Annotated in this window: 18 protein-coding genes; 6 read left to right on the top strand and 12 right to left on the bottom strand. The window is 64.6% G+C overall.

The window, feature by feature from the left end; all coding sequences use genetic code 11:
* Positions 1–146: 146 nt before the first annotated feature.
* Complete coding sequence (pstS, locus tag BLU39_RS09980) at positions 147–1,196, bottom strand: phosphate ABC transporter substrate-binding protein PstS (RefSeq protein ID WP_092712457.1); 1,050 nt, start codon at positions 1,194–1,196, stop codon at positions 147–149.
* Between the two features lie 272 nt (positions 1,197–1,468).
* Here pstS and ppk1 point away from each other — a divergent pair, with 272 nt between their 5' ends.
* The 3 genes from ppk1 (at position 1,469) to BLU39_RS29170 (ending at position 4,421) form a co-directional block, all read left to right on the top strand.
* Positions 1,469–3,562: a polyphosphate kinase 1 gene (gene ppk1 / locus BLU39_RS09975; RefSeq protein ID WP_092712455.1), complete on the top strand. Its 2,094-nt coding sequence runs from the start codon at positions 1,469–1,471 to the stop codon at positions 3,560–3,562.
* 25 nt (positions 3,563–3,587) lie between these two features.
* The gene (sixA, locus tag BLU39_RS09970; protein WP_035817346.1) at positions 3,588–4,046 is read left to right on the top strand and encodes a phosphohistidine phosphatase SixA; all 459 of its coding nucleotides are present in this window, start codon (positions 3,588–3,590) and stop codon (positions 4,044–4,046) included.
* Between the two features lie 246 nt (positions 4,047–4,292).
* Positions 4,293–4,421 (top strand): hypothetical protein, encoded by a 129-nt coding sequence (locus BLU39_RS29170; protein ID WP_256267160.1) that lies wholly within the window; start codon positions 4,293–4,295, stop codon positions 4,419–4,421.
* A gap of 84 nt (positions 4,422–4,505) precedes the next feature.
* Here the strand turns inward: BLU39_RS29170 and BLU39_RS09965 are convergent, their stop codons facing one another.
* The 9 genes from BLU39_RS09965 to BLU39_RS29165 form a co-directional block, all read right to left on the bottom strand.
* A complete protein-coding gene (locus tag BLU39_RS09965; protein WP_092712453.1) occupies positions 4,506–5,627 on the bottom strand; it encodes a polyamine ABC transporter substrate-binding protein in 1,122 nt (373 codons plus the stop codon).
* 162 nt (positions 5,628–5,789) lie between these two features.
* Complete coding sequence (clpB, locus tag BLU39_RS09960; RefSeq protein ID WP_092712451.1) at positions 5,790–8,396, bottom strand: ATP-dependent chaperone ClpB; 2,607 nt, start codon at positions 8,394–8,396, stop codon at positions 5,790–5,792.
* Between the two features lie 121 nt (positions 8,397–8,517).
* On the bottom strand, positions 8,518–8,991 hold the full coding sequence (gene moaE / locus BLU39_RS09955) for a molybdopterin synthase catalytic subunit MoaE (RefSeq protein WP_034755053.1): 474 nt from the start codon (positions 8,989–8,991) through the stop codon (positions 8,518–8,520).
* Positions 8,988–11,576, bottom strand: a complete 2,589-nt coding sequence (locus tag BLU39_RS09950; protein ID WP_092713001.1) for a DUF349 domain-containing protein — start codon at positions 11,574–11,576, stop codon at positions 8,988–8,990. The genes moaE and BLU39_RS09950 overlap by 4 nt, the downstream gene beginning before the upstream one ends.
* Before the next feature lie 186 nt (positions 11,577–11,762).
* Positions 11,763–12,392 (bottom strand): hemerythrin domain-containing protein, encoded by a 630-nt coding sequence (locus BLU39_RS09945; RefSeq protein ID WP_139178222.1) that lies wholly within the window; start codon positions 12,390–12,392, stop codon positions 11,763–11,765.
* A gap of 115 nt (positions 12,393–12,507) precedes the next feature.
* The gene (locus BLU39_RS09940) at positions 12,508–15,174 is read right to left on the bottom strand and encodes a bifunctional acetate--CoA ligase family protein/GNAT family N-acetyltransferase (RefSeq protein WP_175539256.1); all 2,667 of its coding nucleotides are present in this window, start codon (positions 15,172–15,174) and stop codon (positions 12,508–12,510) included.
* A 99-nt stretch (positions 15,175–15,273) separates the two neighbouring features.
* Complete coding sequence (locus BLU39_RS09935) at positions 15,274–16,266, bottom strand: DUF2804 domain-containing protein (RefSeq protein ID WP_092712446.1); 993 nt, start codon at positions 16,264–16,266, stop codon at positions 15,274–15,276.
* The gene (locus BLU39_RS09930; RefSeq protein ID WP_092712444.1) at positions 16,263–17,546 is read right to left on the bottom strand and encodes a winged helix-turn-helix domain-containing protein; all 1,284 of its coding nucleotides are present in this window, start codon (positions 17,544–17,546) and stop codon (positions 16,263–16,265) included. The genes BLU39_RS09935 and BLU39_RS09930 overlap by 4 nt, the downstream gene beginning before the upstream one ends.
* A 45-nt stretch (positions 17,547–17,591) precedes the next feature.
* Positions 17,592–18,971 carry a sensor histidine kinase gene (locus BLU39_RS29165; RefSeq protein WP_269799987.1) on the bottom strand — a complete coding sequence of 460 codons (1,380 nt, stop codon included), beginning with the start codon at positions 18,969–18,971 and terminating at the stop codon, positions 17,592–17,594.
* Positions 18,972–19,136: 165 nt separating this feature from the next.
* Between BLU39_RS29165 and BLU39_RS09920 the strand changes: the two genes are divergently transcribed.
* A complete protein-coding gene (locus tag BLU39_RS09920; RefSeq protein ID WP_092712440.1) occupies positions 19,137–21,281 on the top strand; it encodes a TonB-dependent receptor domain-containing protein in 2,145 nt (714 codons plus the stop codon).
* Positions 21,282–21,315: 34 nt separating this feature from the next.
* Here BLU39_RS09920 and BLU39_RS09915 read toward each other — a convergent pair whose 3' ends face one another.
* Together BLU39_RS09915 and BLU39_RS09910 are read right to left on the bottom strand one after the other, a co-directional pair.
* The gene (locus BLU39_RS09915) at positions 21,316–21,984 is read right to left on the bottom strand and encodes a response regulator (RefSeq protein WP_092712438.1); all 669 of its coding nucleotides are present in this window, start codon (positions 21,982–21,984) and stop codon (positions 21,316–21,318) included.
* Between the two features lie 20 nt (positions 21,985–22,004).
* Positions 22,005–22,376 (bottom strand): YajD family HNH nuclease, encoded by a 372-nt coding sequence (locus tag BLU39_RS09910; protein WP_034755042.1) that lies wholly within the window; start codon positions 22,374–22,376, stop codon positions 22,005–22,007.
* Between the two features lie 201 nt (positions 22,377–22,577).
* Between BLU39_RS09910 and BLU39_RS09905 the strand changes: the two genes are divergently transcribed.
* Both BLU39_RS09905 and BLU39_RS09900 read left to right on the top strand, forming a co-directional pair.
* Entirely contained in the window at positions 22,578–25,679 is a 3,102-nt protein-coding gene (locus tag BLU39_RS09905; RefSeq protein WP_232731032.1) for a PAS domain-containing protein, read from the top strand.
* 67 nt (positions 25,680–25,746) lie between these two features.
* Positions 25,747–26,973 (top strand): exonuclease SbcCD subunit D C-terminal domain-containing protein, encoded by a 1,227-nt coding sequence (locus tag BLU39_RS09900; protein ID WP_092712436.1) that lies wholly within the window; start codon positions 25,747–25,749, stop codon positions 26,971–26,973.
* Positions 26,974–26,977 lie beyond the last annotated feature (4 nt).

Raw genomic sequence — 26,977 nt, 5'->3', positions numbered from 1 at the left:
ACTGCTGTTGTTAACTCTTGTTTTATGGTTGCTTCTTTAGCCAGGACCGTCCGCAAGGGCTTGCGGGCGGTCCTGGCTAACTCCCTGCCCCGCCGTGCTGCTGGCGGGCCAAGGATGTCAGGTACTTACATGGTCAAGCTATCGAATTAATAGATGGCTTTGCCCGATGCGTCTTTCAGGTTGGCTTTCCACGACTCTTGCACCAGTTTCACGACCGATGCCGGCATAGGCACGTAGTCCAGTTCCACGGCAGCGGCGCCACCGTTTTTGTAGGCCCAGTCGAAGAATTTCAGCACTTCTTTTGCCTTGGCGGCGTCAGCCTGGACTTTGTGCATCAGGATGAAGGACACGCCCGTGATCGGCCAGCTGTTCTTGCCAGCCTGGTCGGTCAGGACCACGCCGAAGCCTGGGGTTTGCGTCCAAGGTGCCGAAGCGGCTGCTGCCTTGAAGTTTTCGTCGTCAGGCTGCAGGAAGTTGCCGTCCTTGTTTTGCAGCTGGGTGTGCGACATCTTGTTTTTCTTGGCGTAAGCCCACTCGACGTAGCCGATCGAACCCTTGATACGCTGTACGTTGGCGGCGACGCCTTCGTTACCCTTGCCGCCCACGCCCACGGCCCATTTCACAGCCGAGCCAGCGCCGATTTTCGATTTGAATTCCGGATTGGTTTTCGACAGGAAGTCGGTGAACAGGAAGGACGTGCCCGAACCGTCGGCGCGGTGCACCACGGTGATTTCCGTGTCCGGCAGCTTGACGCCACTGTTCAGCGCGGCGATTTCAGGCGCGCTCCACTTGGTGATCTTGCCCAGGTAGATGTCGCCGACGACTTTACCCGTCATTTTCAGCTGGCCTGGGGCTACGCCGTCCAGGTTGACGATGGTGACCACGCCGCCCATGATGGCCGGGAATTGCATCAGGCCCGCTTCTTCCAGCTCTTCCGCCTTCAAAGGCATGTCCGAGGCGCCGAATTCAACAGTCTTGGCCTTGATTTGCTTGATGCCAGCGCCGGAACCGACGGACTGGTAGTTCAGGCCGTTGCCCGTGTTGGCTTTGTACGTCTCGGCCCATTTGGCGTAGATCGGGTACGGGAAGGTTGCGCCAGCACCTGTCATATCTGCCGCCATGACGGAAGCGGAAGAAAATGCCATCGCTGCCGAAGCACCCACGACGATAAATTTGAACATTTGCTTCATTTGCATATCAAGTCCTCAGGGTTGTTAGGGGCTCAAAGTCCCGGTTGAATGCTGCGCAGTCTAGCAAGCGAATATGACAGCTTTATGACATGATCAAAAAATCCTGAAATAATTGCCTACGCCCCGAGAACTGCCATTTTCGGCCCGAAAAATGACAGGGCCGGCGACGCTTTATGACAGCTTATGTCACGCTTACGTCATATTTCATGATTACACTCACAACGCGTCATACATGATGAAATACGGCTAGAATTAACTATCTGCAAAGACAAAAGAATATGAAACCTGAACTGCACACGGAAGTGACCAAATCGGGCATCCTGCTTGACCGCGAGCTGTCGCAACTGACTTTCAACCGGCGCGTGATGGCCCAGGCGGAAGACCCGAACATTCCGCTGCTCGAGCGCCTGCGCTACCTGTGCATCGTCAGCAGCAATATGGATGAGTTCTTCGAAGTGCGCGTGGCCAGCCTGCTGGCGGCGGGCAGCATCGGCGGCACCTTGGCCGGCCACCCTGCCCTGGCGGCCAACCTAGAGCGCATCGGCAAGGAATGCCATGCGCTGGTGGAACGCCAGTACGAGATATTAAATAGCGAAGTCTTGCCGGCCCTGCGCGAAGCGGGCGTGCATTTGCTGCGCGACAGCGACCGCAACGAGGCGCAGCGCGCCTGGGTCAAGCAGTATTTCGACCGCGAAGTGCGGCCCCTGCTGACGCCCATTGGCCTCGACCCGGCCCACCCGTTCCCGCAGGTGGTCAATAAAAGTCTCAATTTCATCGTCTCGCTGAGCGGCAAGGATGCGTTCGGCCGCGGCACGGCCATCGCCATCGTCAAGGCGCCCCGCGTCTTGCCGCGCGTCATCAAGCTGCCGGACGAGATCTCCGGCGATGGCGTGTCCTTCTGTTTATTGTCGTCCGTCATCCATGCGCACATCTCGGACCTGTTCGCCGGGCGCGAGGTGATCGCCTATTCGCAATTCCGCGTCACGCGCGACAGCGACCTGTGGGTCGACGAGGATGAGGTCAAGAATCTGCGCCAGGCCCTGAAAGGCGAGCTCGTGGGCCGCCAGTTCGGCACTTCCGTACGCTTGGAAGTGGCGCGCAATTGCCCGCCAGAACTGTCGCAGTTCCTGCTCGACCAGTTCAGCCTGGATCAAAGCCGGCTGTACCGTGTCAACGGCCCCGTCAATCTGGTGCGCCTGTCGGAAATGATCGACCACGTGAAGCAACCGGAGCTGCGCTTCCCGCCGTTCTTCCCCGGCCTCGCCCATAAAGCCATCGGCAACGATATCTTTGCCGCGCTGGGCAAGCACGACATCTTGCTGCACCACCCGTACCAGTCGTTCCAGACGGTGATCGACTTCATCCGCAGCGCCGCCTATGACCCGTCCGTCGTCGCCATCAAGCAGACGATTTACCGCACGGGCATGAACTCGGACCTGATGGAGTCGCTGATCACGGCCGCGAAGATGGGCAAGGAAGTGACCGTCATCGTGGAATTGATGGCGCGTTTCGACGAGGAAGCCAATATCAACTGGGCCGACAAGCTGGAACAGGCGGGCGCACAGGTCGTGTACGGCGTCGTGGGACTGAAGACCCATGCCAAGGTGGCGCTCGTCATCCGCCGCGAAGAAGGCGCGCTGCGCTTCTATGCCCACTTGGGCACCGGCAACTATCACCCGACGACGACCAAGCTGTACACGGACTTCGGCTTGCTGACGGCGAACCAGGACCTGGCCGTGGAAGTCAATGAAGTCTTCATCCACCTGACCAGCCTGACCAAACCGCACAACCTGAACCATCTGTGGCTGGCGCCGTTCGGCCTGCAAAGCGAGATCATCAAGGCAATCCGCAACGAGGCGAAGATCGCCCGTGCGGGCCGGCGCGGGCGCATCATCGTGAAAGTCAACGCACTGGTCGATGAATCCGTGATCCGCGCCCTGTATGCGGCCTCGACCGATGGCGTGAAGATCGACCTGATCGTGCGCGGCGCCTGTACCCTGAAACCGGGCGTGCCTGGCCTGTCGGAAAACATCAAGGTGCGCTCCGTGATCGGCCGTTTCCTTGAACACAGCCGCATCTATTACTTCCGCAACGACCTGGCGCACGATGTCTACCTGGCCAGCGCCGACTGGATGAGCCGCAACCTGTTCCGCAGGGTGGAAGTGGCTTTCCCCGTACTTGACCGGGCGCTGAAACGGCGCGTGATCGCCGAAGGCCTGAATCCGTATTTGAAGGATAATACAAATGCATGGGAACTGGAGCCGACGGGCCATTACGCGCGCCGCAAGCCGCGCGGCAAGCAAACGCCGTTCAGCGCCCAGCAATACCTGATGCACACACTGGGCACGCCGGGCGCGGAGGTCGGCGAATAGGCAATTCTACACAGAGGAGTACAGCATGGATCTCATCTTGTGGCGACACGCAGAAGCCGAGCCGGGCGTTCCCGACCTCGAACGCGCCCTGACCGTCAAAGGCCAGAAACAGGCGCGCCGCATGGGGGAATGGCTGGCCTCGCAACTACCGGAAAATTGCCGTATCCTCGTCAGCCCCGCCCTGCGCACCCTGCAAACGGCGGAAGCGCTGGGGCGCAAGTTCAAGCTGATGCCGGAACTGGCACCCGGCGCGGAGGCGGAGGACATCCTGAAGGCGGCCAACTGGCCCGGCGGCAAGGAAACCGTGCTCATCGTCGGCCACCAGCCCACCCTGGGCCAGGCGGCCGCCCTGCTGCTGACGGGCGAGGAACAGGAATGGGAAATGCGCAAGGCCAGCGCGTGGTGGTTCTCGCAGCGCGAGCCGGGCGACCCGATCAGCGTTTATCTGAAAGCCGTGATGGCGCATGATCTGGTCGTGAAATAGGCCACGGGGTCAGACCCGCCGGGGGAATGCGTCCCAATGGGACGCATTCCGATCACGCAGTGACAGACCCCGGATTGAAATACGCAAAAAGTGCGCTGGGACAAATACTGGTGGCGTTCAGAACTCAGCAGCCTTGTAAAGCGCTGCCGATCTGCTAGAGTTTAATTGCATCAACTACGTGTTGGAGCGCTGCTCTGGCACATTGAGCAACCCAGCGGACGGCCGTCCAACGGCGGCTGAAAGACCATGTTAATCACCTTCCTCGTTTTTCTCTTCATCGCCATCTTCGCCGCCATCATCGGCTTTGTCGCCTTTGAACTGGTCGAAGAAATGCGCGGCAGCCACCATAAGCTGATGGACCGCTATCACGAGTAGCGCTCACCTCGGCACTATCGCATGGCGCCAGCGACGGCCCAACAGGCCCGTCCCTCGCGCCATCCTCGTTTTTACACTCCCGTCTTACACTCCCGTTTTGAACTTCGTATAGATGCGCGTCATCAAGCGGCGGATATCGGCCGTGGTCGCTTCCGGCGCGGCCATGCGCTGCTTGTCGGCGTCCGACAGGAAGATGGCCTTGTTCTCGCCGATGTCCTTGCGGACATACTTGATGCTGGCCGGATTCGGATTCGCGTAGAACACCTTGTTGCTCAGGCTGGCATGCACTTGCGGACGCAGGATATAGTTGATGAACAGGTGCGCATTGTTCGGGTGCGGCGCGTCGGCGGGAATCGCCATGGTGTCGAACATCAGGGCGGCCGTCTTCGGCACCAGCACCTGGATCACGTTGCCGTTCTTCGCATCGATGGCGCGCTGGCGCGCGATATTGATGTCGCCCGACCAGCCCAGCGCCACGCAGACGGAGCCGTTGGCCATGTCATTGATGTAGCCTGACGAACTGAACAAGGTTACGTAGGGACGGATCGCCTGCAGCACCTTGCCCGCTTCCTGGTAGTCGGCGGCCGCTTTCGAGTACGCGGGCTTGCCCAGGTATTGCAGGGCGGCTGGCAGCACTTCCGACGGCGAGTCGAGGAAGGACACGCCGCACGATTTCAGCTTGGCCGCATATTTCGGGTCGAAGATCAGGTCCCAGGCATTGTCGGGCATGGGCATGCCGCCCAGCGCGGCCTTGACCTTGTTGACGTTGATGCCCACCGTCGTGTAGCCCCACAGCCAGTCGACCAGGTAATCGTTGTTCGGGTCGATCTTCGCCAGCTTGGCCTGCAGGTTCTGGTCCAGGTTGCCCAGGTTCGTCAGCTTGCTCTTGTCGAGCTTGCGCAGCAGGCCCGCATCGATCTGCAGCCGCGCCCACTGGGCCGTCGGCACGACGATATCGTAACCGGACTTGCCCGCCACCAGTTTCGCATTGAGGATTTCGTTATTGTCGAAAACGTCGTAGCGTACCTTGATGCCCGTTTCCTTCTCAAAATTCTTGATCGTATCGTCGCCGATATAGTCCGACCAGTTATAGATGTTCAGGACTTTCTCTTCCTGGGCCTGAGCGTGCGCAGGCAAGGCCAGTACGGCCGCCGCCAAGGCCAGTCCCACTCCAATGCGCCGCCCTGCTTGCCATGTGTTTGCCATCGTACCGCCTCCGGAATTAGTCAGAAAATAGTGCCGATGATAGCAAGAAGGGCGCGATCAGGTCTAGCCCGATTGCGCCCTTGCTAAGATTCAACCCAAAAGCGAAGACCGGGGTCGGACCCTGAGGGTCCGACCCCAGCCTTTCGCCGTTGGGGGCACGAATTACACCTTATCCAGCCCCACCTGCGCGCCCGTAAACACCAGGTTGCCGTTCTGGGCGTCGATGCGGATCTCGTCTTTCGGGCCGAACCTGCCTTCCAGGATCAGCTTCGACAGCGGATTTTCGATCTGCTGCTGGATCGCCCGCTTCAAAGGACGGGCGCCATACACCGGGTCGTAGCCCGCTTCGGCGATTTGCTGCAGGGCCGCGTCCGTCAAGCTCAGCTGCATGTCCATGCGCGCCAGGCGTTCTTCGAGAATTTTGAGCTGGATCTTCGCGATCGCGCCGATGTTTTTCTCGTCGAGGCCGTGGAACACGACGATTTCGTCGATGCGGTTGACGAACTCGGGACGGAAGTGCGAGCGTACCTCGGCCATCACGGCCAGCTTCACGACGCCGGGATCATCGCTTTCCATGGCCTGGATTTTATGCGAACCCAGGTTCGAGGTCATGATGATGACGGTATTCTTGAAGTCCACCGTGCGGCCCTGGCCGTCCGTCATGCGTCCGTCGTCGAGCACCTGCAGCAGCACGTTGAAGACGTCGGCATGCGCCTTTTCCACTTCGTCCAGCAAAATCACGCTGTAGGGCTTGCGGCGCACGGCTTCCGTCAGGTAACCGCCCTCGTCGTAGCCCACGTAGCCTGGCGGCGCGCCGATCAGACGGGCGACCGAATGCTTCTCCATGAACTCGCTCATGTCGATGCGTATCATCGATTCTTCCGTATCGAACAGGAAGGTCGCCAGCGCCTTGCTCAATTCCGTCTTGCCGACACCCGTCGGCCCCAGGAACATGAAGGAACCGTACGGACGGTTCGGATCGCTCAAGCCGGCGCGCGAGCGGCGGATGGCGTCCGCCACGGCCGTGATCGCCTCATCCTGGCCCACGACGCGCTCATGCAGCTTCTCTTCGATGTGCAGCAGCTTGTCGCGCTCACCCTGCATCATGCGCGACACGGGTATGCCCGTCGCGCGCGACACCACTTCGGCGATTTCCTCGGCGCCCACTTCCGTGCGCAGCAGCTTCGGCTGGTCAGGGTCGAGTTTCGGGATGCCGCTGTCGGCCTGCTTGAGTTGGGCTTCCAGCTGCGGCAGCTTGCCATACTGCAGCTCCGACACTTTCTGCCAGTTGCTCTCGCGCGTGGCCTGCTCCATCTGCAGCTTGACGTTCTCGATCTCTTCCTTGATGTGCGTGCTGCCTTGCACCACGGCTTTTTCCGCCTTCAGGATTTCCTCGAAGTCATTGTATTCGCGCTGCAGCTTGACGATCTCTTCCTCGATCAGGCCCAGACGGCGCAACGATGCTTCGTCCTTTTCCTTCTTGACGGCTTCGCGCTCGATCTTCAGCTGGATCAGGCGGCGTTCCAGCTTGTCCATCACTTCCGGCTTCGAATCGATCTCGATCTTGATCTTCGCCGCCGCTTCGTCGATCAGGTCGATTGCCTTGTCGGGCAAGAAACGGTCCGTGATGTAGCGGTGCGACAGCTCGGCGGCCGCGATGATGGCCGCGTCCGTGATCTCCACCTTGTGGTGCAGCGCGTATTTATCCTGCAAGCCGCGCAGGATGGCGATCGTCGCCTCCACGGTCGGCTCGTCGACGAGCACTTTCTGGAAGCGTCGTTCCAGCGCCGCATCCTTCTCGATGTACTTGCGGTACTCGTCAAGCGTGGTGGCGCCCACGCAATGGAGTTCGCCGCGCGCCAGCGCAGGTTTGAGCATATTGCCCGCGTCCATCGCGCCTTCGGCCTTGCCCGCGCCCACCATGGTGTGCATCTCGTCGATGAAAACGATGGTCTGCCCTTCATCCATGGCCAGTTCCTTGAGCACGGATTTCAGGCGCTCCTCGAATTCGCCGCGGAATTTCGCGCCGGCCAGCAAGGCGGCCATGTCCAGCGACAGTACGCGCTTGCCTTTCAGGGACTCGGGTACTTCGCCATTGACGATGCGCTGGGCCAGGCCTTCGACGATGGCCGTCTTGCCCACGCCCGGTTCGCCGATCAGCACGGGATTGTTCTTGCTGCGGCGCTGCAGGATCTGGATGGTGCGGCGGATTTCATCGTCGCGGCCGATCACAGGGTCGAGCTTGCCCTTGCGCGCCCGCTCCGTCAGGTCCAAGGTGTATTTTTTCAGGGCTTCGCGCTGGCCTTCGGCCTCTTGCGAGTCGACCTTGTTGCCGCCGCGCACGGCGTCGATGGCCGCTTCCAATGCCTTGCGGGTCAGGCCGTTTTCGCGCGCCAGCTTGCCGCAGTCGGACTTGTCGTCCGTCATGGCCAGCAAGACCATTTCGCTGGAGACGAACTGGTCGCCCGCCTTTTGCGATTCCTTGTCGGCCAGGTTCAGCAAGGCCACGAATTCGCGGCTGACCTGCACGTCGCCGCCCGTGCCAGACACCTTGGGCAAGCGTTCGATCGACGCGCCCAGGGCCTTGGACAGGCCGCCCACGTTGACGCCAGCCCGCTGCAACAGCGAGCGGGCGCCGCCGTCGTCCTGGTTCAACAGAGCCGTCAGCAAATGGACTGGTTCGATATAGGGGTTGTCGTTGCCCACGGCCAAGCTTTGCGCATCGGCCAGGGCTTCCTGTAATTTGGTAGTGAGTTTGTCTTGTCGCATGAAAAGCGCTCCCGGTTAATTAGTTGTTAACCAAATTGGGGTGAGGCAGTACTTTTCAAGCATACACAAAGCAGAAAACCGATGCATTTGGGCAAAAGCTACGGTGCGGGGCCCGTACGATTCAAATGGCGCTTGCTTTTGCCGCCCACTTGTCCAGTGCCGTCTCGTCGCTGTCGCGCGCATCGACCCAGCGCGCGCCTTCCGGCGTATCTTCCTTCTTCCAGAATGGCGCTTCCGTCTTCAGGTAGTCGATGATGAATTCGCAGGCCGCGAAGGCCTCGCCCCGGTGGGCGGACGAGACCGCCACCAGCACGATCTGCTCCTGCGGCAGCAGGGGCCCTACACGGTGGATCACCAGCGCGCCGGACAGGGGCCAGCGGCCCCGTGCCTGTTCGACGATGGTTTCGATGGACTTTTCCGTCATGCCCGGATAGTGCTCGAGCTCCATGGCCGCCACGTCCAGTCCTTCGTTCATGTCGCGCACCGTGCCGACGAAGCCGACGACGGCGCCCACCTTGGGGTTGCCTGCACGCAATTGTGCGATTTCTTGACTCAAGTCAAAATCAGCTTGCTGGACGCGGACGGTGGTACTCATTTGGCGTTGCCTCCTATGCGGCGCAGCAAGGTTTCGATGCGGCTGGCCGTGCGCGCATCGGTGGCGGCGGCGATCGCGCACAGCTGCATCAGCTGCGACGCTTGCGTGAGCGGCTTCTGGCCAGATTTCAGCGACGATTGCAGCACTTCCACCTGCATTTTCAAGCGGTCGCGGGCAAATTCGGTGCCGCTGTCGACGCCGGCGACGATTTCCAGGCGCAAGACTTCATGGAGCAAGCGCTCCTGGTTGGCCTGCAATTGCTGGACGTAGGCGGCGCTGCCCTCGCCCAGCGCGCCTTGGGCTGCGGCAAAGCGCTGCTGCAGGCTGCGTTCGTATTGGGCGTCGAGCGGCGGCAAGGCGCTCCAGCGCTCGCTCCACGCCTGCGCGTCGGCGCCGGCACCACCATCAGCCAGTGCCGCTTCCAGCGATTGCACCAGGCGCAGCTTGTCGCGCAAGGCGTTGGCCTGGGCCGCGCCTGCCCGTTCGGCGATGGCGTCCGCCTGCGCTTGCACGCCAGCGACGGCCGCCTGGTAGCGCTGTTCGATCTTCGCTTCGCTGGCGCGCGGCACGGGACCCGTGGCGTTCCAGGCGGCGCGCGTGTCGCGCAGCAAGTGATGGATGAAGGCGGTGCGGGCCCTGTCGTCGCCCTCGGGCACGACGGCCGTTTCCAGCGCGGCGCACAGCGCTTCGCGCGCATGCAGGTTTTCGCGGCGCTCGTGGTCGGCAGCGTGGGCTGTTTCCTTGCGCCTGGCGAAGATATCGTCGCAGGCGGCGCGGAAACGCTGCCACAGCGCCTGTTCGGCGCGGCGCTCGAGCGGCAGGGCTTTCGCCAGTTCCTGCCACTTATCCTGCAAGGCTTTGAGCATGTCGACCGTGTTGCGCTCCGATGGTTTCAGCAAGCCCACTTCGACGATCAATTGTTCGCGGCGCGCCGTCTCGATCTGGCGCTGCGTTTCCAGCGGCTTCGACAGGGCGTCCAGCGCGGCGCCAAATTCCGCGTCCAGGCGTTTCTTTTCCTTGCGGTCGATGGTGCCCAGGCGCGTCCATGCCTGGCGCAAGCGCTGCGAGGCGGAAGCAACATGTTTCCAGTCGGTACTTTCTTCGGCCGCCAGGGCCGCCGTTTCCGCGATCAATTCCTGGGCCTTGGCCGCATTGCCGTGGCGCTCTTCGGCCAGTTGCTTGAAATGCAGGGCCGCCGGCGCATACGCCACGCTGCAGGCCGCGTCGAAACGTTCCCACAGCGACTTGGGCGCGGGGCCGGACAGGGTGTCGAGCGACTTCCAGCGCTCGCGCAGGCTGCCCACTTTCTTGGCCAGTTCGGCCATTGGGAGTTCCAGCGCCGGCAATTCCTCGCCCGCCTTGACCAGTTCCTCGCGCGACACGTTGCCGCCCCAGCGCGCCCAGTCGGCCAGGCGCTTGAATTCGCCGCGCACGTGGGCCAGGCGGTCCGCTTGCGCCGGCGTCAAACGGCCGTGTTTGGTATCGCGCAAAGTCTTGTCGTGCTCGGAAGCGACGTGCAGCAAGCCATCCTGCAGTGCCGCTTCCATGGCGTCGAGCACCTTGAAGAATTGCTCCGTCGCTTGCTTCGACACGGGCGCGTGTTCCTGGCGCGGCTTGCGCAATACAGGTATAGATACAGGCTCGGCATGGGCCGCCGCGGCCTCTGGCGCCGCGTGCACGGGCGCAGGGGCGCTGGCCAGCAGGGCCGCGAATTGCTGTTGCAGGCTGTCCGACAAGGGCGACTCGGGCAGTCGCGGCAGGGCTTGCCAGGCGCGTTTCAAGACATCCACGTCGAGGCTGGCAGCATCCTGTGCCTGCCATTCTGCCAGCGCGGCCTGGCGTGCGTCGAACACGGCCTGGTGCTGCTGCAGCGCTTGCAAGGCGGACTGCGCGTGCTCGCGCGCCTGCGTGAAATCCGTTTCCAGGTGTTTCGGCAAGGAAGCACGCTCGGGCGATTGCGCATGCTGCGCATGTTCCGCATCCAGGCGGGCCAGCGCCTGCGCCAGCTCGCCGGCGGACTGGCCGCTGGCAGCCAAGGCGCGCGCGGCGGCAACGGCGTCGATCACGGCGCGCTGCAGCTTCACTTGCGCTTCCAGGCGGGCGGCCAGCGCGGCGCGCGCGGCGGCAAACGCCGTCGCCAGCTCGGGCGTGGCCTTGATGACTTGCCATTGGCGGTCCAGCTCGGCTACTTGGTTCGGGCTCAGTTTTTCATCGTTCAACAGGCGCTGGGCCGTGTCGATGCTGGCCTGGGCACGTTGCGTCTCGGCGGCCTGGTGACGGATCAGGTCGATGCGGCCCTGCATCAGCTTGGCCACGCGACGGTCCGTATTGCGCATGGCGTGGTGGACTTTTTCCAGCAGGGGCAAGGCATGGACGTGTTCGGCCGCGATCAGACGGGCATCGGCAAATTCGCTGGACATGATGAAATCGGCAGCGGCGGTTTCGTCACCGGCCACGGCATGGGCACGCGCAACCTGTTCGGCGCGGCGCGATGCGCTCTGCGCCGAGGCGGCGGCCTGTTCTGCCACGACAGGATCGGGAGCGGCAGTCTTGCTGGCAGAACGCTTGAAGAGAAATTCGAACATGACGGGTTTCGCGTGGATCAAAACCACCATCATAACAAAGCCCGGGGTATTGCATCGGACAGGACTGAACAAGTTATCAAATGGATAAAGCGAATCTTTCCCTGTATCTTTTCCCTATGAAGCGGTGCCAGCCGCCATCACAGCCCAGGCACATGCCGCCAGGCGTGGTGTGCGCTCGCTACCCGTTCAAGCCTGCGCACGCAGCGGCTGTGGCGGCACGCGAGACGCGGACTCTGCGGCATCCGCCGCCGTTGCGGCGCCGCCGGCTGCCGGCAAAACAAAGGGCAGCACCTGCGCCTTGCCACGGCGCGCTTCCTGCGCGCGCGCATCGTGGGCGAGGAACTGGTAGGCGATGGCAAACCACGCTTCGCCCACGATGACCTTGCGCGCCAGCGCGAACAGCTCGCGCTCTTCTTTTTCCAGGCGTTGCAGCAAGGCCCCGCAAAAGGCGTCAATGGCCGCGCACAGCTGCTCGGCCTGCAATTCGGAATGGTCGAGGACGGCGCCCGCGCGCTGCTGCACGACATTGATGCTTTCCAGCGCCGCGTGGTTCAAGCCGTTGAGCTCATTGAGCAAACCGTCCGCATGCGACGTGGCCTGGCGGATGGCCGGGATCAGATACATCTCCACCTTGCGCCAGTAACCGCCCTGGTACAGCCGGTTCAGCCAGTCGCCCGCATACTGCAGTTGCGTCAGGCTCAGCCTGCTTTGCTGGCGCAGCTGCACGTGCATGTACTTCTGAAAGGCCAGCAGGCTCATGCGGATGCTGGACTGTTCCACCGACAGAGACACCAATATATATGTTGCCGTAAGCATGCACTCACTCCCAAAGCGTGCCGGATATATCATCCTGGAAGTGAAAGTGTAAAGACTACCGACAGGGGCCGGCTTGATCCTGCACAAACCCGCGGCGGGCCAGGCGCGCTTTCTTTTACGGCGCGCGCAGGCCGATATGCAGGTTGACGACGCCGGGCTCTTCCGATGGCGTGACTTCGCCGCCAAAACTTTTCACGAGCCGCTGCATGCCCTTGTTGCGCGCCATGGCCTCGCCCACCAGCGCTTCCGTGCCCCGGCTGCGGAAATAGTCGACGAGCTTCTCGAACAGGATGTGGCCCAGCCCCTTGCCCTTCAGGGCCGAGCGCACGGCGATGGCGAAATCGGCGTGGATATTGTCCGGGTCGGCCACGGCGCGCACCACGCCCAGGGTTTCCGGCTTGCCGTCCGGGCCCGTGTGGGTGGCAATAAAAGCCATGGCGCGGTCGTAGTCGATCTGCGTCAGGCGCGCCAGCTGCGACACGGGCAGCTCGCGCATGGAGGTGAAAAAGCGCAGGCGCACGTCGTCCGGGTCCAGCGCGTGGAACAGCTCCATGTGCTGTGGTGCGTCCTCGGGACGGATGGGGCGCAGCAGGATGGCTTGGTCCATCCACGTCACCTGCTCTTCCAGCTCCTGCGGATACGGGCGGATGGCCAGGCGGTCGCTCTTTTGCCCGGGCTGCAGGCGGATGCGCGCGTCGAGGGCGATCACGCCATCGGCGTCGGCCACCAGCGGGTTGATGTCGAGTTCGGCCAGTTCGCCGATATCGGCCACCAGTTCGGCCACCTGGATCAAGGTGTAGCAGATGGCGTCGATGTCGGCCGGCGGCTGGTTGCGGTAGCCGGCCAGCAGTTTCGACACGCGCGTGCGCGCCAGCATGTCGCGCGCCAGCACCATGTTCAGCGGCGGCAGGCCGATGGCGTGATCGGCCGTCACTTCCACGGCGATGCCGCCCTGCCCCACCAATATGACGGGACCAAACGCGGCGTCCGTCGTGACGCCGACGATCAGTTCATGCGATTGCGGCCGGCGCGCCATCTGCTGCACCGTGAAGCCGTCGATCAGCGCGTCGGGGCGCATGCGGCGCACGCGCTTCTCCATGGCGGCGGCAGCCGTGCGCAGGATGTCGGGCGTATCGAGGTCGAGCGCCACGCCGCCCACGTCGGATTTGTGGGCGATGTCGGGCGAATGGATCTTCAGCGCGACTGGATAGCCGATGTCGGCCGCCACGGCCAGCGCCTCTTCCACGTCGGCCGCCATGCGCGTGGTGGCGACGGGAATGCCGTAGGCGGCCAGAATCTCTTTCGAGCGGCATTCGCCGAGCACCGTCTGGCCGGCCGCCAGCGCGGCGGCGACGATTTCGCGCACGCGCGCGCGGCGCGGCGTGGCCGACATGGGCAGCTGCGCCGGCACCTGCATCAGGGTTTCCTGGTTGCGCCGGTACTGCACGATCTGCATGAAGCCATGCACGGCCTTTTCCGGCGTGTCGTAGGTGGGAATGCCGGCCCGGTTGAAGACCTGGCGCGCGGGCGCCACCGTGGTACCGCCCAGCAGGCATGACAGCACCGTGCGCGAGGTGGCCTTGATCAGCGGCGTGACGGCTTCGGCGATGTCGATCGACGAGACCATGGCCGTGGGCGCGTGCAGCAGCAGCAAGGCGTCCGCCTGCGGCTCGTCGAGCAGCGGCTTGATGGCGTCGGCATAGCGCTGCACGGCCGCGTCGCCGGGCAAGCCGACGGGGTTGTCGTGCGACCAGCCGCGTGGCAGCGCCTTTTCCAGCGCGATCACGGTATCGGGCGACAGCTCGGCCAGCTTGCCGCCGCTGCCCACCAGCGCGTCGGTCGCCATCACGCCCAGGCCGCCGCCGTTGCACAGGATCGCCAGGCGCTCGCCGCGCTGCGAGCGGATATGCGTCAAGGTTTCCACGGCGTCGAACAGCTCTTCGGCCGAATACACGCGCAGCATGCCGGCGCGGCGGATGGCGGCGTCGTACACGGCGTCGGAACCGGCCAGCGCGCCCGTGTGCCAGGCCGCCATGGCCGCGCCTTCCGCCTCGCGCCCCGCTTTCAGGACGATGACGGGTTTGCTGCGCGCGGCCGCCCGCGCGGCCGACATGAATTTGCGCGCGGCCTGGATGTCTTCCATGTACAGCAGGATGGCGGCCGTGTCGATGTCGCCGGCCAGGTAGTCGAGCAGGTCGCCAAAATCGATGTCGTAGCTGGCGCCCAGCGAAATGAACTTGGAAAAGCCCACGCCGTGCGCGTTGGCCCAGTCAAGCACGCCCGACACGAGCGCGCCCGATTGCGACACGAAGGCGATCTTGCCGCTCGTCGCGCCGACATGGGCGAAGCTGGCGTTCAAGCCCAGTTTCGGCACCAGCAGCCCCATGCTGTTGGGCCCCAGAATGCGCAGCAAATGCGGCTTGGCCGCCTTCAGCATGGCCAGGCGCAGCGACTGCTCGCGCACGGGATCGAGGCCCGACGTCATGACGATGGCCGCGCGCGTGCCCAGCGCGCCCAGTTCGCGGATCAGGGCCGTGATGGTGGCGGGCGGCGTGCAGATGATGGCCAGGTCCGGCGCCTTGGGCAGGTGCGCCAGCTTGCGGTAGCATTTCAGGCCCATCAGCTCGTCGTACTTGGGATTGACGGGCCAGATTTCCCCTTGGTAGCCGCCGCCCAGCAGGTTGTACAGGGCGATGGCGCCCAGCTTGCGCTCGCGCGCCGTGGCGCCGATCAGGGCCACCGAGGCCGGCTTGAACAGCTTGTCGAGATTACGGATACTCATGTTCTGGCCTCATGGTTTGCCGGAGCGACTGTGCGCCAGTGTAAAGGATGCGCAGGCAAATAAATTTGACCTTGCGATGTGTTTCGCGAAAAAGCATGCTCACCAGCGCGAGCGGTGGCTTTCCGTCACGCCCGCCAGCTGCGCCACGATGCGCTTGGGAGACTCCGCGCTGGTGCGCACCCAGCCGCTGAACGTGCCGATGGGCTGGATGTAGCGGCTGGCGGCGATCCACAGGTTCTTGTCTTCGCGCCGCGCGCCTTCCGGCTTGAAGTGCAGGTCGAGCAAATCGTCGTCCGTCCACACATGCCACGGCGCCAGCGGATTGTCGGGATTGAAATCGAAATGCGCGCGGCCCAGCGGATACAGCTGGCCATCGAGCCACAGCGCATTTTCATGCGCGCCGAAATAGCCGGCCTGCAGGTTGAAACCCAGGTCCAGGCCGTGCGCCGAAGCCCAGCGCCATTCCGTCTCGCGCGCCAGCAGCCCGTTCGAATAATCGAAGCTGGCCACGCCGTCGTCCAGACTGTAGCCGACGGCGCCGCAGCGCACGGTGCCCCACAAGGGCAAGCCGCCCGACTTTTGCGTCGCATGCACGCTGCCGCCCTCGCCCACGGGGCCGATGGCCAGCAAGGTGGGCGCCACGGGCGGGCCCCATTCCGCATCGATGCCGAAATGGCCGCAATCGAGCCGCAGACGGCAGCGCTGCTGCGGCTGCGCCTCGATGCTGATCTTGTGCGACAAAAAACGGAAACGGCTGCTCGCGCCCGCATGCGGCGCCACCGACGCGCACAGGCCAGGGATGCCATCCTGCGAAAAGGTCGCCACGATCTTGCCCTTGTGGCGGTCGAAGGCATACGCGAACGCCGTGCTGGTCCAGCCCAGGTCGACGATGGCCACGCCGCAAAATACGGCCGGTGTCGACAGGGCCACGTAATGCCAGCGCTTGTGGTGGAACAGCCGCCACAAGGCGCCGCGCGCGTGCGGCGGCGCCAGCGCGGCCCAGTCGAAGGCGTCCAGCTGGCCCGTGTAGCGGCCAAAACATGGCTGGCCGTCCGCGCCGAGCAGATGGGAGGGAGCCGGCGGCAGCATCATGCGGCCCGCCTTGCGGCGGCATCGCCGTCTTGCAGCGCCTCGGCCAGCAGCGCGCCAAAAGCGGCCGGCTGCGCCTGGGCTATCTCGACCTGCGGGCAGGCATGCCACAGCGCCAGGCGCCGCACGGCGCCGGCCACGTCCTGCACCAGGCGGGGGCTGACGCGCACGCCGTCCTCCAGCGCCAGCGACTTGATCTCGAAGCGCCCCTGCGCGCGGTGCGCCTTGGCGTCCATCCGCCCCACGAGCGCGCCGCGCCGCAAGATCGGCAAGCTGAAATAGCCATAGCGGCGTTTTTCAGCGGGCGTATAGCACTCGAGCCGGTAGTCGAAGCCGAACAATTCCAGCGCGCGGCGCCGGTCCCAGACGACGGGGTCGAACGGAGATAAAATCGTCGTCAGGGTGGGCGCCAGCTTGCCGGCAGCCGCGTCGCGCAGCAACTCCCCATGCCCGGCATGCACGTACACGGCGTCCATCCAGCCGTCGACCGTACAGCGCAGCAGCGCGCCCTCATCCGCCAGCGCCTGCAAATCATGCGTCAGGCTGGCGCGTGGCTGTTTCGTGCGGAAGTAGTCACTGATCCAGCTGGCCCGCGCCAGGCCCAGCGCCTTCACGCTGGCCAGCAGCAGGCGCCGGCGCACCTGTTCTTCGGTCGGCAGCAAGCCGTCGTGCCAGCCCGGCAAAACACGTTCGGCCAGGTCGTAATAACGCTGGAACTGATGGCGCTTGGCGATCATCAGCACGCCCGACGTGAACAGTACTTCGAGCGAGCGCTTTTCCGGCTTCCAGCTCCACCAGCCGCCTGCCTTGCCATCCGTGCGCTCGAAATCGGCCGAGCGCGCAGCGCCGTTGGCGCGGATATGTTCGAGCACGGAAGCGACGGCGTCGCCCTGCTCGGACATCCATTTGACGGAATACTTCCAGCCCATGGCGGCCGGGTCCAGCATGCGGTGGCGGTACAAGCCATAGTCTTCGATGGGCACGAAGCACGCTTCATGCGCCCAGTATTCGAACAGCGCACCCTCGGCCAGCAATTGCTCGAGCCATGGCTGCGGATAGTCGCCCAGCCGGCTCCACAACACCAGATACGGGCTGCGCGCCACCACGTGGATGGTGTCGATCTGCAGCACGCCCATCTGGCGGATGGCGGCCAGCACGTCGGCCTTCACGGCTTTCTTGCGGCGCGCCTGCAGCAGGCCCTGCGCGGCCAGGTGCAAGGCGCGCGCGGCGGCCAGGGATAAGGAAGGGATGTCGGGAGGCGTGTGCTGGTGTGGGCTGTGCATAACAGAAAGATACCGCATTCCGCATCCGTCTTGTGCGTTTTATCGCTATCGGATCGCGCAGCCGTTGGCCACGCCAGGCGCGGGAAACACGAGCGTCACCGCCAGCCCCCTGCCCTGCAAGCCCGTGCCAAGCACGATGTGCGCCCCATGCCGCTCGGCGATGCGGCGCACGATGGACAGTCCCAGGCCGCTGCCCGGCAACTGCCCGCCACCCAGGCGCACGAAGCGCTCGAACGCGCGCTCGTGCCATTCCTGAGCGATGCCCGGTCCCGTATCGGCCACGCGCAGGCAGCTGCGCCCATTCTCCACGCCGCAGCTGACGGCCACAAAGCCCGGTGCCGGCGTGTAGCGCAGGGCATTGTCGACCAGGTTGCGCAGCAGCAGCTGCAGGCTGTCCGCGTGCAGCGCGCACGGCGCCGGCGCCATGTTCACGCTCAGCGACAGCCCGTACGGCGCGGCCAGCGCCTGCCATTGCGCGCCCTGCTGCGCCAGCAGGTGCGTCAGGTCGCCCGGCGCCAGCGCCGTCTCCGCTTGCGACTGCGGATCGAGCCGCGCCAGCGCCAGCAACTGGTTGACGAGGCGCGTGGCGCGCTCCACGCTGGCGCCCAGGGCGGCGATGAATTCCTCGCGTTCGTCCGCGCTGCGGGCCCGCTGCAGCACTTGCAGATTGGTCTTGATGGCGGCCAGCGGCGTGCGCAATTCGTGCGCCGCATCGGCCGTGAAGCGCTGCTCGTTGTCGCGGCTTTGCCGCACCCTGCCGAACAGGCGGTTTATTTCCAGCAGCAGCGGATGCAGCTCGGCGGGCGCGCCCGCGAGCCTGACGTCGGCCAGTTCATCGGGCGTGCGCGCCGACACTTCATCGGCGCACGCCTGCAGCACGCGAAACACGCGGTGGATGCTCCACCAGATGGCAATCGTGGCCAGCGCCACCAGCAGCAGGCCAAACAGCGCGATGCGGTAAAAGAAGCCGCGGCTGATGTCGTCGCGGTGGCTGGTCGGCTCGGCCACCAGCAGTTGCAAAGTGCGCTGCGGGTCCCACAGCGAAAACAACCGCCAGCGCTGGCCGCCGATGCTGGTCCAGGACAGGCCGTCCGGCGCGCTGCGCGACAGGGCGATGTCGGACGCCGCGTCATTGCGGTACAGGACGCGCTGCTGCGCGTCGCGCACCTTGAACAGCAAATACTGGTGGGGATTCGGCTGGCCGCGCAGGGGCAGGTCGATGGGCCCCGTCAAGCCGTGTTCGCGCGCATCCTTTTCCACCAGCGACAGCAGCAGATGGCCCGTTTCGGTCAGCGACTGGTCGAACAATTCCTGGCTTTCGCGGCGCGCTTCCACGTACACGATGGCGGCGCTGCCCACCCACAGGGACAGAGTCAGGCCCAGCAGCACGGCCAGCAAGGTACGCCGCAAGGACCAGGTTTTCACGCCGCCGCCAGCCGTTAAGAATCTCTTAAGAACTTCTGCGCAAGATCCGGAGCGACATATTTTGTGGATAGCCATGACCGCAATTGTAAATGATTCTTATTGCTTTCATGATTCCCATTACATCGGTAATACAGACCAATAACTAATTAACCCCCAGGAGTTTGCATGTCCAACAGTACCCGCCGCGCGCGCCTGCCGCGCCCCACCACCCTGGCCCTGGCCTTGGCCGCCCTGTCCTGCCTGCCCGCGCACGCCCAGACGGGCGCGCCTGCCAGCATGCCCGAAGTGGTCGTTTCCGCCGCCGGTTTCGAGCAGGACATCAAGCAGGCGCCCGCCTCGATCACGGTGCTGACGCGCGAAGAGCTGTCGAAGGAGCGCTTCGGCAACCTGACGCAGGCGCTGGAAAGCGTGGAAGGCATCGACGTGGGCGCGGCGGGCGACAAGACGGGCGGCATGAACATCAGCATCCGCGGCATGCCCAGCGACTACACGCTGGTACTGATCGACGGTCGCCGCCAGAACGCGGCCGGCAACGTCACGCCGAACGGCTTCGGCGGCACGCAGACGAGCTTCATGCTGCCGCTGGCCGCCATCGAGCGCATCGAAATCATCCGCGGCCCCATGTCGACCCTGTACGGCTCGGACGCCATGGGCGGCGTCATCAACATCATCACGCGCAAGGTGGGCAAGCAGTGGATGGGCTCCGTCTCGGCCGACTACACCGCGCAGCAGGAATCGGACTTCGGCGACGTCAAGGCCGGCCGTTTCTACCTGAGTGGCCCCATCGCTACCGACCTGCTGGGCCTGTCCCTGCGCGGCAGCAAGCAGCGCCGCGACGCGGCCAATATCCGCTACCCGAATGCGGCCGGCGGGAATACGACCGCCAGCATGGGCGCCAACCCCGTGCGTGCGGACATTGAAAACTTCGGCGCGCGCCTGGCCTTTACGCCAAACCGCTACCACACCGTCATCCTCGACGCCGACGCAGGCCGCCAGACCTACGATAATTCGAAGGGCCAGCTCGGCACCAAGACTGTGCAAGGCGGCTACGGCCCGGAACAGAAATACAAGCGCGACCAGTGGACCCTGTCGCACACGGGCCGCTTCGGCTTCGGCACCCTCGACAGCAGCTACATGGTGAACAAGACGGAAACCCTGGGCCGCACGATTCCGCCAGGCACGCCCGGCGCCGTGGCCGGCAGCGCGCGCACGCTGGAAGTGGAAAGCCAGGTGTTCGACACCAAGCTGGTCATGCCATTAGGCAAGCACATGGCGACCGTCGGCGCGCAATGGTGGAAGGCGGAAATGACGGATGGCGTGGCGCCAAAGACATTCGAGTTCACGCAAAAAGCCCTGTTCGTGGAAGACGAATGGCAAGTGCTGGAGAACGTCGCGCTGACCTTCGGCGCCCGCTATGACGATCACAGCATCTTCGGCGGCCAGACCAGCCCCCGCGCGTATGCCGTGTGGAACGCGACGCCGAGCTGGACCGTCAAGGGCGGCGTCAGCAAGGGCTACAAGACGCCGCGCGTGGAACAACTGTCGCCCGGCATCAACGGTTTTGGCGGCCAGGGCACGATCCCTCTCGTCGGCAGCCCGGACTTGAAGCCGGAAACGAGCACGACCACGGAAATCGGCGCCTACTTCGACAACCTGGCCGGCTGGACCGCCAGCGGCACCGTGTTCAACAACGCATTCAAGGACAAGATCACGACGGGCACGGGCCTCGTCAACTGCGACTACCGCCCGTCGCCGAACCGTCCCGGCTGCGTCAGCTTCGGCAACTGGCCCAACGTCGATGCGTTTGGCCAGTCGGTCAACGTGGATGAGGCCGTCACACGCGGCGTCGAGCTGAACACGCGCTTCCCGCTGGGCAAGACCTTGTCGGCCAGCGCCAACTACACCTACACGGAAAGCGAACAGAAGAGTGGCAGCAACGCGGGCAAGCCCCTGAGCGACACGCCCAAGCACGCCGTCAATGCACGCCTGTCGTGGGATATCTCGCGCGACTGGAATGGCTGGCTGCGCGCCGAATACCGCAGCGAGCGCTTCCGCGATCCGGGCACCTCGGCTTCCACGCGCGCCGCCAAGGCCGCGCTGGGCGACTACAAGGGCTACACCATGCTGCACCTGGGCAGCAGCTACCAGCTGAACAAGCGCGTCACCCTGAACGCGGCCGTGTACAACCTGCTCAACAAGGACTTCATCGACTACCAGCCGTACCGCGCGCCGGCATTGACCTACGCCAACCGCTATGTCAACAGCCTGGACGGACGCCGTCTGTGGCTGTCAGCCACCGTCGATTTCTGATCAAGGGGGCGGCCTGCGGGCCGCCTTTTTTTCGTCAGGCCGCTTTCGGCTTGTCGATGCAATAACCGATCGCATGCACGGTACGTATCAAGTCCCGCCCCAGCTTCTTGCGCAGGTGATGGATATGCACTTGCACGGCATTGCTTTCCACCTCGCCTCCCCAGCTGTACAGGTTTTTCTCCAGCTGTTCCCGGCTCAGCACGCGGCCGCCGTGTTCCAGCAGCAGTTGCAGGATGCGAAATTCCTTCACCGTCAGCATCACGGGCAAGCCCCCTTGCGTCACCTGCCGGTCCGCGATATCGAGCACCAGGTCGCCGTGCACGAGGTTTTCGCGCAGGCGGCCGGCGGCGCGGCGGCAGGCGCTGCGGATGCGCGCGGCCAGCTCGTCGAGGTCGAACGGTTTCACGATGAAGTCGTCGGCGCCCGCGTCGAGCCCGGCGATGCGCTCGCCCACCGTGTCGCGCGCCGTGACGACCAGTACGGCGCCGCTGTAGCCGTTATCGCGCAGCACGCCCAACGCCTGCATGCCGTCCTGCCCGGGCAAGCCCAGGTCGAGCAGGATGCAGCCATAGTCGTGCAGGCGCACGGCCGTGTGCGCGTGTTCGGCGCTCGTGACCCAGTCGACGGCGTAGCCGCCCTGCTCCAGGCCGATCTGCGTGGCGCGGCCCAGCTGCGGGTCGTCTTCGGTCAGCAAGATGCGCATGGGAAAGCGGCGCGGCCCGCTCAGTCCTTTTTCTTGATCAGGCCCGCCAGCGCGGCAAACGGATTGTGCGTGGCCGGCGCCACCTCGGCCGACAGCAGGCCGGCGCCACGGTCCGCTTCCAGGTAGCGCGAGTGCTCATTATCGTGGCAATACAGGCACAGCAGTTCCCAGTTGCTGCCATCGGGCGGATTGTTGTCGTGGTTATGGTCGCGGTGATGCACCGTCAGCTGCTGCACGTTGGCGCGCGTAAATTCGCGCATGCAGCGGCCGCACACCCACGGATACATCTTCAGCGAACGCTCGCGGTAGCCGCTCTCGCGCTGGTCGGCGGCGCGGCGCGCTTCGGCCACGATCTTGTCCAACCGTGCCGCATCGGGCTTTTTACTCTGCATGACAACTTTCGATATGGGAGGTAGAAGCATCCATTTTAATGAGGATGGGGGCGCAATTGTACTTTTTCTGCCACGCCGCCCGCCCCTGTCGCCGCCGGCGTGCTTTTTTTAGCGTGCGCGGCACCACAATTACTTGATTTAACGCAAAATAAGCCCAGCGACAGACCGCGAACAGACGATGGGCGTGGCGGCGACGGGCTTATGCGCAAGGCAGCCGATTTCGGCTATCATGCGCGCCACGCCGCCCCTCCCTTTTTCCATGAATCCAGCCTGCAAGCGCCCGTGATAGCGATAACGAGACCCCTGCAACGCCTTGCCCGCCGCCTGTACCGCATCAGTCTGGTGCCCCTGTCCGCGCTCATCCTGCTGCTGGCGCTGTGGGCAGCCGTCTACTATCAGGTGGGCCAGGAGCGCGCCAATGCCGTGCGCGACGCCGTCGCCGTCAGCCAGTCGCTGGCGCGCACCCTGGCCGACCATACCGGTTTCACCCTGCGCCAGACGGACCACGCCACGCAGCTGTTCAAGCTCAAATACGAGGAAACGGGCGGCAGCCTGCGCCTCAATGAATTCACGCGCCGCCAGGGCTTGCTCGACAGCGTGCTGCCATCGAAGCTGGAGCTGCCGATCGCCCTCGTCGACGCGCAGGGCAACGTCATCGACAGCGCCCATGCCTATCTGCCGGAAAACCTGGCCACGCAGGCATTTTTCAAGTCGCTGGCCGCCAATGCGTCCGACACGGTCCTGGTCGATACGCCGATGCTCGACGCGGAGGGCAAGCGCTGGACCATCCGCCTGGCGCGCCGCCTGAACGATGCGCGCGGCCGCTTCGCCGGCGCCATCGTCATCCACGTCGACCCCACGTATTTTGTCGACGACTACGACCGCCTGAACCTCGATGAACAGGGCGCGCTGATGCTGGTGGCGCGCGACAGCGGCCTGACGGCGGGGCGCATCGGCGAGCAACTGATCCTCAGCGACCGCATCGACTTCCGCATGCCGGGTCCGCCGCAGCACGCCGCCGAGGAACTGCTGATCGAGCCGCCCGTCGACGCGACGCCGCGCATCTACAGCTACCGCGAGCTGCCGCGCTATCCGCTGCTGGCGGTGGTGGGCGTGAGCCGCGCCGCCGCCCTGGCCCGCTTCGAACACCGCCGCCTGTTGTATGTGGGCGCGCTGCTCGCCGCCAGCGTGCTCATTGCCGGCTTTACGACCCTGCTGATGCGCCAGAGCGCGCGCCTGCGCCGCAGCATCCGCCAGGCGACGGAAACGCAGGCGCTGCTGCGCGCGGCGCACCACGGCAGCCTCGACTCGGTGCTGCTGCTGAAAGCCTGGCGCCCCGCCCCGGGCAAACCGGTGGAAGACTTCATTTTCGCCGACATCAACGAGCGGGCCGCCGACATGCTGGGCAAGCCGCGCTCCGAACTGCTGGGCCAGCGCGTGCTGCAGCACATGCCGCTGCTGCGCGGCGAGCGTTTCTTCCAGCGCTTCGTGCTGGTGATGGAAACGCGCCAGCCGCTGGAAGATGAATTCGAGCTGACCCTGGCCTCGGGCGCCACGCGCTGGCTGCGCCACCAGGTGGTGCCGATCACCGACGGCGTGGCCGTCACCTCGCGCGACATCAGCGCGCGCAAGCACGACGAACTGGCGCTGCAGGACAACCGCAGCTTCCTGCAGTCGCTGATCGACCATCTGCCCGTGCTCGTCTACGTGAAAAGCGCGCGCCCGGAAAACTTCGGCCAGATGGAAGTGTGGAACAAGGCGGCCGAGGACATCACCGGCCACCTGGCCGCCGACGTCATCGGCAAGACCGATTGCCAGGCCTTCCCGCCCGACTTCGGCCTGCACGACGCCGAGGACGACCGCGCCATCCTGGCCGAGCATGGCGTCATCGACCATACGGAAAAGCCGCTGCGCCTGGCGGACGGCAGCCTGCGCTACCTGCGCGCCGTCTCCGTGCCCGTGTTCGACGAACGCCAGCAGATCGAACATATCCTGTGCATCGCCGAGGATATCTCGCAGCGCCGCCAGCAGGAGCTGGAACTGCGCCAGAAACAGGCCGAGCTGGCCGCCGTCAACGATGCCTCGCCACTGGGACTGGTGCGCCTGGACCGCCAGCGCCGCTGCACCTACGTCAACCGCACCTTCGAATCGATCACGGGCCTGCCGCGCGCGGCCGCCCTGGGCGCCGGCTGGACCAGCGCCCTGCACCCGGACGACTATCCGCTGATGCACGTGGCGCTGGAACAGCTCACGCGCAGCCATGCGCCGTTCCAGTCCACCCTGCGCTACCTGCAGCGCGACGGCAGGCTGGTATGGGTCTCCGTCAAAATTGCCCCCATCCTCATCGACGGCAAGATCGAAGGCTACGTGGGGACCCTGGACGACATCACCACCTTGCGCGAATCGGAAGTGGCGCTGCTGGAAAGCGAAGCGCGCCTGCGCACCATCGCCGACACCTTGCCGGCCATGATCGCCTACATCGACGCCGACCAGGTCTACCGCTTCCTGAACATCGCCTATGAACGCGAATTCGGCCTGACGGGCCGCCATGCACTGGGCAAGCGCGTGCGCGAGACAGTGGGCGAGGCGCGCTACCGCACGGTGGCGCCGTATATCGAAAGAGTGCTGGCCGGCGAAACCCTCAGCTTCGAGGAAGAGGACGACAAGGAAGGCATCGAGCGCTGCATGGAAGTGATCTACATCCCGCAGATCGGCGAAGACAAGCTGCAGGTGGTGGGCTTTCACGTGATGCGCCAGGATATCACCGTGCAAAAGCGCGAGAAACAGCGCCTGCTGAAGCTGGCCCAGGTCGATGCGCTCACGGGCCTGTCGAACCGCGCCGGTTTCCAGCAAAAACTCAGCGACGCCATGCACGCGAGCCGCCAGCAGCAGCACCTGATGGCCGTCATGTACATGGATATCGACCGCTTCAAGCCCGTCAACGACACGCACGGCCACGGCACGGGCGACGCCCTGCTGCGCGCCTTCGCCCAGCGCCTGACGCACACCATGCGCGCCACCGACATCATCGCCCGCCTGGGCGGCGACGAATTCACCATCATCATGGAACAGATCACCCGGCCAGACGACGCGGCCGTGCTGGCGGAAAAAATCGTCACCGCCATGCGGCAGCCGTTCGAACTCGACGGCATCACCGTGCGCATTTCCGCCAGCATCGGCCTGGCCTTCTACCGCGACGAAGACATCTCGCCCGCCGCACTGCTGCAGCGGGCCGACGTGCTGCTGTACAAGGCCAAGCAGGATGGGCGCAATACATACAGAGCTGGCGCATTGACGGCTTGATTTAGCCCCTGGCGCATGCCGTCATTCCTGCTATATTGGCGCCTGTCCTCCCTACCGTTGCCACACCATGCGCCTGCTGCACACTTCCGACTGGCATCTGGGCCAGACCCTGCACAATTTTGAAAGGGGCTACGAGCACCAGCGCTTCCTCGACTGGCTGCTCGACACGCTCGTGGCCGAACAGGCCGACGTGCTGCTCGTCGCCGGCGACGTGTTCGACAACGCCAACCCGTCGGCCGCCTCGCAAAAGCAGTTGTACGTGTTCCTGCAGCAGGCGCGCGCGCGCCTGCCTGCGCTGCAACTGGTCGTCGTCGCCGGCAACCACGATTCGGCCGGACGCCTCGAAGCGCCCGGCCCCCTGCTGGCCGCGCACGGCACGCACGTGATCGGCCATCTGCTGCGCGACGAGGCAGGCAATATCGACCTGGAACGCCTGCTGCTGCCGCTCGCCGGCAGCGACGGGCAAGTGCAGGCATGGTGCCTGGCCGTGCCCTTTCTGCGTCCCGGCGACGTGCCGAAACTGCCGGCCGGCGACACGCAGGACGCCTACCTGGGCGGCATCGCCCTGCTGTACCGCCAGCTGGCGGACCTGGCGCTGGCGCGCCGCCAGCCCGGGCAAGCCATCCTTGCCATGGGCCACTGCCACATGGTGGGCGGCGAAATGTCGAACGATTCCGAGCGCCGCATCGTCATCGGCGGCACGGAGATGCTGCCGTCGGGGATTTTCGATGCCGCCATCGCCTATGCGGCACTGGGCCATCTGCACAAGGCGCAGGCCGTGGGTGGCCAGGAACGCATCCGCTACTGCGGCAGCCCGATTCCCCTGTCGTTCGCGGAAGTACACTACCGCCACCAGGTGCTGTGCCTCGACATCGACGGCGAGGCGCTGCAGTCCGTGCGCGCCATCGAAGTGCCGCGCGCCGTGCCCCTGCTGCGCGTGCCCGCCACGCCGGCGCCCATCCACGAAGTGCTGGCGCAGCTGGCCGCTCTCGACGTGCCCGATGCGCCAGCGGAAGCGCAACCCTTCCTGGAAGTGCGCGTGCGCCTCGACGCGCCGGAACCTGGCCTGCGCACGCGCATCGAAGCGGCGCTCGACGGCAAGCCCGTGCGTCTGGCGAAGATAGAAACGTCGAGCGCCGCGCGCGGCAGCGCGCCCGAGAACCTGACGCTCGACCAGCTAGGCCAGCTGCAGCCCGATGACATCTTCCGCCGCCTGTACCTGCAAAAATACGGCAAGGAAGCACCACCCGAACAACTGTCGGCCCTGGCCGAACTGCTGCTGCCCGGCGCGTGAACGC

Origin of the sequence: Janthinobacterium sp. OK676 (assembly GCF_900103595.1) — a bacterium.
Classification (GTDB): domain Bacteria; phylum Pseudomonadota; class Gammaproteobacteria; order Burkholderiales; family Burkholderiaceae_D; genus Janthinobacterium.
The sequence above is the reverse complement of the archived record's forward strand: the minus strand, read 5'-3'. Positions and strand labels throughout refer to the sequence as shown.